This window comes from Qipengyuania xiamenensis (assembly GCF_019711495.1).
GTDB classification, from domain to species: domain Bacteria; phylum Pseudomonadota; class Alphaproteobacteria; order Sphingomonadales; family Sphingomonadaceae; genus Qipengyuania; species Qipengyuania xiamenensis.
The window spans coordinates 1094552-1107366 of the sequence record NZ_JAIGNM010000001.1 but is presented as its reverse complement, the minus strand read 5'-3'; the positions used below and the strand labels follow the sequence as shown (position 1 = coordinate 1107366).

The window sequence follows — 12815 nt, the reverse complement described above, 5'->3', positions numbered from 1 at the left end:
GCTGGCATAGGTTTTCGGGATGGCTATCGAACATATTGTAATCGTGGGCGGGGGTACTGCAGGCTGGATGGCAGCGGCGGCGCTGTCCCGTATCCGTGACGGGCGCAATCTCGCGATCACGGTGGTGGAATCGGAACAGATCGGCACTGTCGGTGTCGGCGAGGCAACCATCCCGCCCTTCGTCGAATTCAACCAGGCGCTGAACATCAGCGAGCGCGATTTCCTGTCCTTTACGCAGGGCAGCTTCAAGCTCGGCATCCAGTTCGAGAACTGGGGCCAGGTGGGCGAGAGCTACATCCACCCCTTCGGTGCCTATGGCTACGACATCGGCGGGATCGGCTTCCACCAGGTCTGGCACAAGATGCACGAGCGCGGCGACAAGCGCCCGCTGCAGCTGTTCAACCTCGAGACGATGGCGGCCTATTACGGCAAGTTCTCGCGCACAGAAGATTATGCGCGCGACGACCTGCCGCCGATCAACTACGCCTACCACATCAACGCGACCGCCTATGCGCAATACCTGCGCAAATATGCCGAGCAGCGCGGCGTCGTGCGGCACGAGGGGATCGTCAAGGACGTCGCCCTCGACGGCGAGAGCGGTTACGTCACCAAGCTGACGCTCGACAGCGGCAAGGAAATCGCGGCCGACTTCTTCATCGATTGCACCGGCTTCCGCGGCCTTCTCATCGAGCAGGCGCTCGAGACCGGCTATGAAGACTGGACCCACTACCTGCCGTGCGATCGCGCGGTTGCCCTTCCATGCAATCGCGACGACGGCTCGCCGCCGCCGCCGTTCACCAAGGCGACCGCACACAAGGCCGGCTGGCAGTGGCAGGTGCCGCTGCAGCACCGCAACGGTAACGGCCATGTCTATTGCAGCCAGTTCATGGAAGCCGACGAGGCGACCGATATCCTGATCGCCAACATGGCGGGCAAGCCCACTGCCGATCCGAACCACCTGCGTTTCGTGACCGGTCGCCGGAAGAAGTTCTGGAACAAGAACGTAGTCGCGCTTGGTCTGGCCTCGGGCTTCATGGAGCCGCTCGAGAGCACTTCGATCCACCTGATCAACACCGGCGTGAACAAGCTGATCGCTACCCTGTCGCTCGACGGTGTCACGGAAGCGCAGGCGAGTACTTTCAACCGCCTTACGGTCCGCGAGTACGAGCGCATTCGCGACTTCCTGATCCTGCACTACAAGGCCACGCGCCGCGACGATTCCGAATTCTGGAATTACTGCCGCACGATGGACGTGCCCGACAGCCTCACCGAGAAGATCGAGGTGTTCAAGGCGAACGGACAGGTGTTCCGCGAGGAAGACGAACTCTTCACCACCACCAGCTGGGCCGCGGTAATGCTCGGCCAGGGCATCACGATGGACGGCACCAGCCCGATGGCGGATGGCGTCGCCGACGCTTCGGCCAAGGAAATCGACGAAATGGCCAAGTCGATCCAGTGGCTCGTCCAGCGCATGCCGGGGCACAAGGAATACCTCGAGCGCTACTGCCCGGCGCCCAAGGTCGCTGCCTGACGCTTGCCCTTCGCACACAGGCGTTCTAGCGGACTGCGAAGATGTTCGATCCCCTCGCTTTCCGCAACGCGCTCGGCTCATTCGCCACCGGCGTGACCATCGTCACCGCGCGCGATGCGTCGGGCGCGCCGGTGGGCCTTACCGCAAACAGCTTCAATTCGGTCAGCCTGGATCCGCCGATGGTGCTGTGGAGCCTGTCGCTTCATTCCGGCAGCCTCCCGGTCTTCCGCGATGCGGAGAACTGGGCGGTCCACGTGCTTGCTGCCGATCAGCAGCCGATGTCCGACCGTTTTGCCACGCCCGGTGTCGACAAGTTCGATGGTCTTGCATTGGCCGACGGCCCCGAGGGCGCTCCGCTTATCGAAGGCTGTGCTGCGCGCTTCGGTTGCCGCGCGCGCTTCGAATACGAGGGCGGCGATCACGCCATCTTCCTCGGCGAGGTCATCGATTTCGACCGGCGCGAGGCAGAGCCGCTGATCTACCACGGCGGCCAGTACGGTCGCATCATGCGCGCACCGACCGGCGCCGATCTGGAGCGCGAAGGACTGGCCGAAGAAGCGGGCGAAAAGCTTTCCCTTACGGAACGGGGGCAGCAGTTGCTCGAGGCGCTGGAGCGGGTCGCGAAGCGCTAGACTCTCCCCTCTCCCCCCGATACCGGTTGCAAAACGCAATCAGACTTGAGGAGAGGCCCCATGAAAACCCGCATCACCGAAATGTTCGGCATCAAGCACCCGATCATCCAGGGCGGCATGCACTATGTCGGCTTTGCGGAAATGGCGGCAGCGGTATCCAATGCGGGCGGACTCGGCATCATCACCGGCCTCACGCAGGGCACGCCCGAAAAGCTCGCCAACGAGATCGCGCGCTGCAAGGACATGACCGACAAGCCCTTCGGCGTGAACCTCACCTTCCTGCCCACAGTCAATGCGCCCGATTACCCGGGCCTCGTGCGCACCATCATCGAAGGCGGCGTGAAAATCGTCGAGACTGCGGGCAACAACCCGGCGCAGGTCATGCCCTTCTTCAAGGATGCGGGCGTCAAGGTGATCCACAAGTGCACCAGCGTTCGCCACAGCCTGAAGGCGCAGTCGATCGGCTGCGACGCGGTCTCGGTCGATGGCTTCGAATGCGGCGGTCACCCGGGCGAGGACGATATTCCGAACATGATCCTGCTCCCGCGCGCTGCGGACGAGCTGGAAATCCCCTTCGTCGCCAGCGGCGGCATGGCCGACGGGCGGAGCCTCGTGGCATCGCTCGCCATGGGTGCGGACGGCATGAACATGGGCACGCGCTTCATCGCGACAAAGGAAGCGCCGGTTCACGAGAACGTGAAGAAGGCCATCGTCGCGGCTTCCGAACTCGACACCCGCCTCGTCATGCGCCCGCTGCGCAATACCGAGCGCGTAATGACCAATGACGCGGTCGAGGAACTGCTCAAGATCGAGAAGGACAAGGGCGACGACCTCAAGTTCGAAGACATCATCGAACAGGTCGCAGGCGTCTATCCGCGCATCATGACCGAAGGCGATATGGATGCAGGCGCATGGTCTTGCGGCATGGTGGCAGGCCTCATCAACGATATCCCGACCTGCCAGGAACTGATCGACAGGATCATGGCTCAGGCGGAGGAAATCATCACCCAGCGCCTTGCCGGCATGCAGAAAGCCTGAGGGAGCCGCCACCGATGCTCGATACAAGCAAGCGCTTCGCCTATAACGATGACCACGAGGCTTTCCGCGACACGGTGCGCAAGGTCTTTGCCGAACACATGGTCCCCTATCTCGACAAGCACGAGGAAGAGGGCATCGTCGGGCGCGAGGCGTGGAAGGCGCTCGGCGAAGCGGGCATGCTCTGCCCGACCGTTGCCGAGGAGAACGGCGGCTTGGGCCTCGACTTCGGCTTCAACTGCGTGATTGCCGAGGAACTCAGCTACATGGGCTCGTCTGCCGGCTTCACCCTGCAGAACGACATCACGGTCAACTACTTCGAACGCCTCGGCACCGAAGAGCAGAAGCAGAAGTATTTGCCGGGCATGGTGTCGGGCGACATCATCACCGCAATTGCCATGACCGAACCGGGCGCAGGCTCGGACCTGCAGGGCGTGCGCACAACGGCGAAGCTCGATGGTGACGAATGGGTCATCAACGGCTCGAAGACTTACATCACCAACGGGCAGAATGCCGATTGCGTGATCGTGGTCTGCAAGACTGATCCATCGCAAGGTGCGAAAGGTACATCGCTGATCCTCGTCGATGCAGGCACTCCGGGCTTCGAGCGCGGGCGCAATCTCGACAAGATCGGCCAGCACGCCGCCGATACGTCGGAGTTGTTCTTCAATGACTGCCGCGTGCCTAAGGAGAACCTGCTGGGCGGCGAAGGGCGTGGCTTCATCCACCTGATGGAAGAATTGCCGCAGGAGCGCCTGTCGATTGCCGTCGGTGCGCAGGCCGGGGCGCAGCGTGCTTTCGACGAGGCGGTGAATTTCACCAAGGACCGCAAGGCTTTCGGCAAGACCGTATTCGAGTTCCAGAACACCAAGTTCACGCTCGCCGATCTTGCCGCCAAGCTGCAGGTCGGCTGGGCGCATCTCGACTGGGCGATCCAGCGTCACTTGAAGGGCGAACTGACCACGGACGAGGCCAGCGCTGCCAAGCTCTGGCACACCGACCTTCAGTGGGAGTGCTGCGACGCCGCGCTCCAGTTGCATGGCGGTGCGGGGTACATGAACGAATATCCCATCGCGCGGCTTTGGCGCGATGCCCGCGTCCAGCGCATCTACGGCGGCACGAACGAGATCATGAAAGAAGTCGTCAGCCGCTCAATCTGAGGAGAGTATTATGACCGATCCGCTCGATTATTCCGGCAAGACCGTCCTCGTGGTGGGGGGCACGAGCGGGATCGGGAACGGCATCGCGCAGGGGTTCCGCAAGGCTGGTTCGACCGTCCACGTGACGGGTACACGCGGCTCTGCCGAGGACTATCCCGATAGCGATATGGAAGGCCTTTCCTTCCACTCGCTCGATGTGTCGGACCGCGACGCGGTCGATGCTTTCGACTGGCCCGATACGCTCGACGTGGTGGTGCTGTGTCAGGGCATTGCGCGCTATGGCCGCGAAGAGTTCACCCGCGAGGGCTGGGACGCGGTGATGGAGGTCAATCTCGACAGCCTGCTCGACTGCGCGAATGCGACGCGCCAGAAGTTGGCGGATACCGGCGGTTCACTGATTATCGTGAGCTCGATCGGCGGCTATCGCGGCCTTATCGGCAACCCGGCCTATGGTGCGAGCAAGGCGGGCGCGATCAGCATGGTGAAGTCCCTCGGCGTTGCCTTCGGCGCGGAAGGCATCAGGGTGAATGGCATCGCCCCGGGCTACGTCCATACCAAAATCAATGACGTGTTCCTGAAGGACGAGAAGTTCCAGAAGCAGACCATCGCTGCCACGCCGCGCGGACGGCTGGGCCTGCCAGAGGACATGGCAGGGGCTGCGCTGTTCCTTGCCTCGCCGCTTGCCGACTTCGTCGTCGGTCAGACGATCAGCGTCGACGGCGGCCTGAGCGTGGGGAACTGAGGCGGTGGAATACGTCAACTTAGGACCCAGCGGCCTCAAGGTATCGCGCCTGTGCCTCGGCTGCATGAGCTATGGCGATACGACCAGGGGCTGGCATGGCGACTGGGTGCTGGGCGAAGACGAAAGCCGTCCCTTCATCCGCGAGGCTGTCGAGGCGGGTATCAACTTCTTCGACACCGCCAACATGTATTCGAAAGGGGCTTCGGAAGAAGTCGTCGGCAAGCTGCTGCCCGAATTCACACATCGCGACGAGATCGTGCTCGCCACCAAGGCTTTCCTGCCATGGCGCAATACGCCCAATGCGGGAGGTAATTCGAGAAAGAGCCTGTTCCAGGCGATCGACGACAGCCTCGGCCGTCTCAAGATGGATTATGTCGACCTGTTCCAGATTCACCGCTGGGATCCCTCGACCCCGATCGAAGAGACGATTGAGGCGCTTCATGACATCGTGAAGTCCGGCAAGGCGCGCTACATAGGCGCATCCTCCATGGCCGCGTGGCAGTTCGCCAAGGCGCAGGAAGTGGCGCGCAGCATGGGATGGACGTCTTTCATCTCGATGCAGAACCACGTGAACCTGCTTTACCGCGAAGAAGAACGCGAGATGATCCCGCTCTGCGAAGACCAGGGCGTTGCGATCATTCCCTGGTCGCCGCTCGCCCGCGGAAAGCTCGCCCGCGCATGGGATGAAAGCACGGTTCGCAGCGAGACGGATGGTTTCGGCAAGACGCTATACACGCAGAATGTCGATGCCGATCGCGAAGTGATCGAGGCAGTCGGGGCGATTGCAGAAGAGCGCGGTACGTCCCGTGCAACCGTTGCGCTGGCGTGGCATTTCGCCAAGGGCATTACCGCCCCGATTATCGGAGCGACCAAGCCCGGACACATCGGTGCGGCGGTCGATGCGATGTCGCTCGACCTGACCGACGAAGAGGTCGAACGGCTCGAAAAACCCTACCTTCCCAAGAAGCCTGTCGGCGTTGTCTCCACAGCTCCGTCGTTCGGCAAGGTGACGCTGAAAAACGGCTGAACTTCGGAGTATTACAAAGCCCGCGAGAGGGTCACAAACCAGTCACATGAATAGGCCAACGCTGCTCCTGTAACAGGGGACAAGGACACAGGCGTGGCCGTGATCAATATTCTGATGACTGCCGAAGAGGTCGACGCATTCGACGACTTCGACAATGGCGAGGTGCGCTATACATTCGGCCACCTCACTTCGGCAGGACCGCAGCGCCTGATCGAAGGATCCGTCTGCGCATTCGTGGACTGGGTCCTCGACGACCTGTCGGGCCTCGAGATGTGCCGTCGTTTGCGCGCCGATCCGCGGACAACGGACGCGCATGTCACCATGGTCCTCGAAAGCTGCGATGCCGAAGACAAGCGGCGCGCACTGGCTGCCGGTGCAGACGATTACGTGGTCGGCCCGGTCGATCGTACACTTGTTCTCGACCGCGTCCTTGCGCTCGGCACAGGCCGTATCGCGCAGGTCGGATCGAGGCCCTTCAAGCTGGGCGATCTCGAGATCGATTTGCCAGCCCTGCAGGCGCGTTGGGACGACAAGCCCATCACGCTGCGGCCCAATGAATTCCGCTTGCTGCGTTTCTTCGCCGAAAACGCGGACCGCGTGCTCAGTCGCAACGAGCTGATCGACGGTTTGGGCAAGCAGGATCCGCCGATCGACGAACGCACCGTCGATGTGTGGATCGGACGCCTGCGTCGCGCCTTGCGCAATGTCGGGGCCGGCGAACCAATCCGGACCGTGCGCTCGCTCGGCTACGTCTACGACAGCCACTGACTTTCTGAACTGAGCACAAAAAAGGGGCCGCTTCTTGCTGAAGCGGCCCCCTTTAGTCGTCCGAGGAGGGTTCCTCAGAACTTGATCGATGCGCCCAGGCTAATGCTGCGGCCCACATCGTAGCTGTTGATGTCGATCCGGTTGGTGCCGTTGCTCTGGAATTCCTCGTGGTCGCGACCGGTCAGGTTCCGGGCCTCGAATTTCAGTTCCAGTTCCTTGTCACCGAACACCTCGAAGCCCTGGCGGACCACGAAATCGAGCGTGAGGCCCGGTTCTTCGATGATGTCGGGCAGGGGGCCTGCGCCGCGGCTGGTCACACGTTCGCTGGCGTATTTGAGCAGCACGGTGAACTGGCTCAGGCGATCGAGATCCTCGAGGCCGAGCTGGAGGTTCACCAGGTGGTCGGACTGGCCGGTCAGCGGAACGCCGTCATCGAAGAAGTTGGTCGCCGGCTGGTCGGCAAAGGGGAAGACGCTGGCGATGTCGTCAGGTCCGACTTTGATTTCCGACTGGGTGTAGGTGTAGTTCGCGATCAACACGAGCTGCTGGCTGTCGAACCAGCCGCCAAGGTCCATGAGATCGTAATTGTACTGCAGCTCTGCCTCGCCGCCGAACAGCTCGGCACTCGGGGCATTGGCGAAGCCGCTGATGATCTCGTTGTCCGAGAAGCTGGTGAAGACCTCGATCGGGTTTTCGATTTCCTTGTAGAAACCGGCCACGCTCGCACGGCTGCCGCCGCCGATGTAATATTCGAGACGCGCTTCGTAGTTCGTCAACTCGCTGTCGACGAGGCGCGGGTTGCCGTTGAACTGGCGGTTGGTTTCCGGATCGAAATAGGTCTGGAAGATCAGTTCGCGGAACTGCGGGCGAGCGATGGTCTTCGAGGCGCTGGCGCGGAACTGGAGGCTGTCGGTCAGCTCCCAGGTCAGCGTACCGCCGGGCAGCCAGTAATCGTTCTCTAGCAGCGTGCCGCTGGTCGAACCGAGAGGCTCTGCAAAGACCTCGACTGCCTCGACCGACTGGACCGCATCCTCGTAACGCACGCCGACATCGATGGAGAGCGTGTCGAAGGGGCGGATATTGACCTTGCCGTAAGCGGCATGGATTTCCAGCGCCGCGGCAAAGGCCGGGTCCGACTGCGTGGTTTCGAAGATGGTCAAATTATAGGGGCCGATGCCGCCTGCCGCCTGCGCGTCGGGATCGAATGCAAAGTCGATCAGCGCATCACCGAGAAGGTTGTCAGGGCGGAACGCGCCGAAGGCATCGGGGAAGCCCGAGGAAGCACGAATGTCGAATTCGCGGCGGGTCGAGAAGCGGTCGGTGTCGGTATAGGCATAGCCGACGGTGGCATTGAGCCAGTCGTTCACGATGTAGCCGACGTCGATCCCGCCGTACCACAGGTCTTCCTTGAGGTCGGAGAAGGAGACGATCGCACCGCCACGCTGCGGATCGAGCGTGTTGAGATAGACGTCGCCGAACGGATCGTTGGCATTGTTGGTGCGGACGTATTCGAAGGTCCATTCGAAAGGCGCTTCACGCTTGGTCTGCGCATAGCCGCCGCGAAGGTCCACCGAGAGGTCGCCGAATTCGAGCTCGCCGACGAACTGGCTGTTGAACAGCTGGCGTTCGAACCACGAGGTGTCCTGGATCAGCGAATCGTCGCCGTCCTGAAAGTCGGTTCCCTCTTCCAGCGAGGCGCGCTTGAGCGTGTCGTGGATGTAGAGGTTGGTGAGGCGGAACTTGTGTTCACCAATTTCGAGACCGAAGCCGAGCAGGCTGTTCACCAGCACGCGGTTGTCGGTGACGAACTCGTTGAAGTCGGTGTCGAGATCGAGATCGGCATTCACGGCGGTCTGCTTCGTGATGAAGCGGTTGCGCCACTTGTTGCTGATCGAACCGGTGGCAATGATGCCCAGCAGCCCGTCGGAACCGACGTCGAACGAGGTGCCTGCAGTTACGCCTGCGGAGAAATTCGCCGGAAGGTCGCCGATCTTCTGCACGAGGTAGAGGTTCGGATCGTTCAGGTCCTGCAGGATGGCGCGCGTATCGACGCTATCGTCATTGATGCGGGCGCCGCTGTCGAAGAAGCCCTGCAGAGCACTGTAATTGCCGACGTCGCGGCGGCCCTGGTCGAAACCGGTCCAGTCCCAGTCGCCGCCGAAATAGGTGTAGCCGGGGCCGAAGGTGGTCTCGCTGTCGCCCGAGAGCGAGCCGCTGACGGTGAGGAAGCTTTCGGTCGGGATCGCGCGGGTGGTGAGGTTGATCACACCGCCGCCGAATTCGCCCGGGAAGTTGGCCGAATAGGTCTTCTGCACTAGGCTCGATGCGACCACGCTGGTCGGGAAGATGTCGAGCGGGACCACGCGGCTAAGCGGCTGCGGCGAGGGGAGCGGCAGGCCGTTGAGGAGCGCCAGTGAATAACGGTCGCCGAGGCCGCGGACGTAGACGAGGCCGTTGCCCTGCTGCGAAAGGCCGGTGACGCGACCCAGTGCGCCGGCGATGTCGCCTTCACCGGTACGCGCGATGCTGGCCGTATCGAGCACGGTGACAACTTGCGGCGAGGCGCGGGTGACGTCGCGGGTGCGGCGTCCGGTGACGACGATGGTGCCGCCCGGGATCGAGATATCCGGTTCGGCCTGCCCTTCTTCCGCGACATCGCCGGGAACGGTTTCATTGGCCGTTTCTACGTCATCGGTCAGTTCCTGGTCGGGAACTTCCTCTTCGGTCGGCGGCGGCCCCTCCGCCCCGGTGCTCTGCGCGATGGCGGCAGCGGGAAAGGTCAGGGCGGTGGAGAGCAGGAGCAGCCCTGCAAGCTGCTTGCCAGTGGACATCGTGTTGACCCCCTCAATTCAGGTCGAAATTCGGTACAATTCGAAAAAAGGCGGGAGGGCGCGATACTGCGCCCCCCCGCCCCGGATTTGGTCGATCAGTTGTAGACCGGCAGGCTGGTGCAATCGCTGACGTTGCTGTCGAACGTCACCGTGCTCGAGTTGCAGGTCCAGCCGTTCACCCAGTCTGCGTTCTCGGTGAAGACGGCACCGATGCGGGCGGGAAGCTCGAAGAAGCTGGCCCATGCGGTCACGTCGAATACCGGTACAGCGTCTTCGTTGCTTCCGTTGAGGAAGAGCGAAGCCAGCGTGTTGGTGAATGCCGAGTTGGTGTTGGTGCCGGCGTTGAAGCGGGTTTCGATTTCCGCTGCCGTAACGCCCGAGCTGTCGCGGAAGGGCGACGAGGCACAGTCGAGAACCAGCGAGTCGAAGGCGACCGGGCCGGCTTCGTCGATGCCGGCATTAGCGGCGCGGTTCAGCTCTTCCGGACCGTCGATGCGAAGGCAGGGCGTGCCCTGGTTCGATACGATGACCGAGTTGGCGATCGAGTAGTCGGCGAAGCCGCGGATACGAACGACCTGGTCGTCGGCCTTCTGGTGGACGAAGGTGGCGTTCGAGATGCGCGTGTTCTGGCGCGGCGTGCTGTCGTTGAAGGCGTTGTCGCTGTCGGCCTCGATGATCGTGTCACCGGCGCCGGGGCGTTGGATCGCGATGAGGTACTGGATGTTGGCCTTCACGCCGGTGTCGGTGTCGATGCTGTCATCCTCTGCACCAACCACGATCATGTTCTTCACATTCACGCGGCCGCCGAAGAATTCGACCCCGTCATCCGAGCTGTTGTAGCTCATGATGTTGTTGAGGACGGTGCCCGAACCGGTGCCGCCGGTGGTCAGCGACTGGAGTTCGCTGTCGCCCGACAGGACGAAGCCCGAGTAGCGGATCTGGACGTAGCTCATCGTGCCCGAGCTGTCGCCCGGCGTCGCGCCGCCGAAGATGGCGGGCTGGGCCGCGCCTTCGACCTGGCGTTCGCAGTTCACCGTACCCGGCGTTGCGCCGGATGCGATGCAGTCGGTGACCGGTGCGCGGCCCGAAAGGACGACGCCGCCCCACTGGCCCGACGAACTGTCGTTATTGAGGCCGAGGACGTTGTCGCGGCTGGTGAAGATGATCGGGCGGTCGGCGGTGCCGACGGCGTTGATCGTGTTGCCGCGGTTGACGTTGAGGAAGCTCGAACCCGATGCGTAGATGATGACGCCAGGTTCGATGGTCAGTTCGACATCGGTGTCGTCGAGACCGTCCGAGTTGGTCGGCGACGGGCCACCGTCGGTGCCGACATCGACGCGGCCGTTCATGCGGTAAAGCAGGCCTTCGATATAGGGCAGCGTGGCGCTGGCGTTGAAGCGTGCCGGCATGGTGCAGACACGGTATTCCCCGGTCGGACCTGAGATCGTGCCGTCGTCGGTAAGGCCTTGCGGGTCGCTGATGGTGGGGCAGCCGGCCGCCGGGGTCACCATGGTGCCTGCAGTCGGGGTGGGAGTAGGCGTGCTGCCTCCGCCACCGCCATTGTTGATGGTGACGTTGCCGCCGGTGCCGGGCGAGACGATTTCGTCTGCGCCGCAGCCGGCCAGGGCAATGGCGGAAGCGCCGAGAATAAGCGAACGGTGAAAATTGGTCACGGAAACGGTCCCCTCAAAAACCGGGAAAGAATCGGAATTTCGAATGCGAATTCGTTGATCGCGACTCGCCCGCTAAGGGTGCCGTGTGACAGTTTGTGTTGGTTCGTGACCGTTGTGTTGCAGTTTCAACAGCTTTCGTGCGCCAAACCTAACATTTCAGAAATATGACAATGTTACGGTTTTGTTGCAGCCGGTCCGGCGCGGCGATATCCACTCCCCATAAGTTTGGGAGAAGAGAGATGTCCCTGATTGCTGCCGCTACCCTTCTGGTGTTCGCAAACGAGGCTGCACTTGTCGTGACCGCACCCGATACCGAATACGATATCGGATATGAGGAGCTCGTCGCCGGTCACGACCGCGAAGCGCTCAAGGCTATCGAAGAATGCGAAAAACTTTCGGACCACGATCCTGCCCGTCAGATCAATCACGCGGTCGCCCTCGCGCGCGTGGGCGAATATGACGAGGCCCGCGCACGCTTCGCTGCCGCTGCCCGGAATGCCGACCGCTACGAACTCGAGACTGCCACCGGCGATTGGGTCGATTCCCGCGTGCTGGCGCGTCGCGGTCTTGCGATGATCGATCGCGGCGAGTTCAGCCAGTACGTGGCGCTGGCCAACCGCTGAGCTTGTCACACAGTAGGGGGACGCCCCCAAGTAGAGCCCGTTTCCTTTAGTGAAATGGGCTCTTTTTTTGCTCGTTTAGGCGCAATTTAACCATATTCATGCTTACGTCACCCTTCTGTCATGTATGAGGGCCATTGGGGCCGCACGGAGGGTGTACGATATGATTCGCACACACCCGGCGTTGGTGACGGGATTGATTTGCACCGCGCTGGCCGCCTTCCCGGCGAAGGCGGATGTAATGGAGATCGATGGTGACGGTGCGCGCTGGAAAGCCGGCGGGGGCACTGCCTTACCTGCTGCGCAAAGCGTAAACGCTGCATTTGCCGCGCCTGTCGAAGAGGTGCCGGCAGAGATTTTCGTGCCGGATATCGTCGTTGCCGACCCTGTCGCGCATGCCAGCGGTGTCCCGGAAGTATACCGCGCCAAGGTGGCCGAGCTGTCGGCCAAGTATGACCTCAGCGAATCGCTGATCGAGGCGATGGTCTGGCAGGAAAGCCGCTGGCGGCACGATGCCGTTTCGCCGGTCGGTGCGCAGGGCCTCGCGCAGTTGATGCCCGGTACTGCCCGCGACCTCGGTGTCGACCCCAAGGATCCGTTTGCGAACCTCGAAGGCGGCGCACGCTATCTGCGCGAGCAGCTCGACCGGTTCGACGGCGATTTGGAGAAAGCCCTTGCCGCCTATAATGCCGGGCCGGGACGGGTCGAACGTGCCGACGGCATTCCGCGCATTCGCGAAACCCAGAATTATGTCGCCTCGATCATGGGGCGGCTTGCAGATCACTCACGGGAGTAG

11 protein-coding genes are annotated in these 12815 nt (G+C 62.3%); 9 read left to right on the top strand and 2 right to left on the bottom strand.

The genetic code is table 11. The annotated features are described in order from the left end of the window. Nucleotides 1–19 precede the first annotated feature (19 nt). The 7 genes from K3165_RS05590 (at nt 20) to K3165_RS05560 (ending at nt 6895) form a co-directional block, all read left to right on the top strand. Nucleotides 20–1531 (top strand): tryptophan halogenase family protein, encoded by a 1512-nt coding sequence (locus tag K3165_RS05590; RefSeq protein ID WP_221547791.1) that lies wholly within the window; start codon nt 20–22, stop codon nt 1529–1531. A gap of 41 nt (nt 1532–1572) precedes the next feature. Beyond that, nucleotides 1573–2163 (top strand): flavin reductase family protein, encoded by a 591-nt coding sequence (locus K3165_RS05585; protein ID WP_221547790.1) that lies wholly within the window; start codon nt 1573–1575, stop codon nt 2161–2163. A 60-nt stretch (nt 2164–2223) separates the two neighbouring features. Next, nucleotides 2224–3201 (top strand): NAD(P)H-dependent flavin oxidoreductase, encoded by a 978-nt coding sequence (locus K3165_RS05580; RefSeq protein WP_221547789.1) that lies wholly within the window; start codon nt 2224–2226, stop codon nt 3199–3201. A gap of 14 nt (nt 3202–3215) precedes the next feature. Further along, nucleotides 3216–4358, top strand: coding sequence for an acyl-CoA dehydrogenase family protein (locus K3165_RS05575; RefSeq protein ID WP_221547788.1), 1143 nt, complete (start codon nt 3216–3218; stop codon nt 4356–4358). Between the two features lie 10 nt (nt 4359–4368). After that, nucleotides 4369–5100 carry an SDR family NAD(P)-dependent oxidoreductase gene (locus tag K3165_RS05570; protein ID WP_221547787.1) on the top strand — a complete coding sequence of 244 codons (732 nt, stop codon included), beginning with the start codon at nt 4369–4371 and terminating at the stop codon, nt 5098–5100. Between the two features lie 4 nt (nt 5101–5104). Beyond that, entirely contained in the window at nt 5105–6127 is a 1023-nt protein-coding gene (locus K3165_RS05565) for an aldo/keto reductase (RefSeq protein WP_221547786.1), read from the top strand. Between the two features lie 93 nt (nt 6128–6220). Then, nucleotides 6221–6895 carry a response regulator transcription factor gene (locus tag K3165_RS05560; RefSeq protein WP_345720506.1) on the top strand — a complete coding sequence of 225 codons (675 nt, stop codon included), beginning with the start codon at nt 6221–6223 and terminating at the stop codon, nt 6893–6895. Nucleotides 6896–6969: 74 nt separating this feature from the next. On the opposite strand, the gene K3165_RS05555 is transcribed toward K3165_RS05560, so the two are convergent. Both K3165_RS05555 and K3165_RS05550 read right to left on the bottom strand, forming a co-directional pair. Next, entirely contained in the window at nt 6970–9726 is a 2757-nt protein-coding gene (locus tag K3165_RS05555) for a TonB-dependent receptor domain-containing protein (RefSeq protein WP_221547785.1), read from the bottom strand. 95 nt (nt 9727–9821) lie between these two features. After that, complete coding sequence (locus K3165_RS05550; RefSeq protein WP_221547784.1) at nt 9822–11399, bottom strand: hypothetical protein; 1578 nt, start codon at nt 11397–11399, stop codon at nt 9822–9824. A 239-nt stretch (nt 11400–11638) separates the two neighbouring features. Between K3165_RS05550 and K3165_RS05545 the strand changes: the two genes are divergently transcribed. Both K3165_RS05545 and K3165_RS05540 read left to right on the top strand, forming a co-directional pair. After that, nucleotides 11639–12022 carry a hypothetical protein gene (locus K3165_RS05545; RefSeq protein WP_221547783.1) on the top strand — a complete coding sequence of 128 codons (384 nt, stop codon included), beginning with the start codon at nt 11639–11641 and terminating at the stop codon, nt 12020–12022. Nucleotides 12023–12182: 160 nt separating this feature from the next. Beyond that, nucleotides 12183–12815, top strand: coding sequence for a lytic transglycosylase domain-containing protein (locus K3165_RS05540; RefSeq protein ID WP_247713895.1), 633 nt, complete (start codon nt 12183–12185; stop codon nt 12813–12815).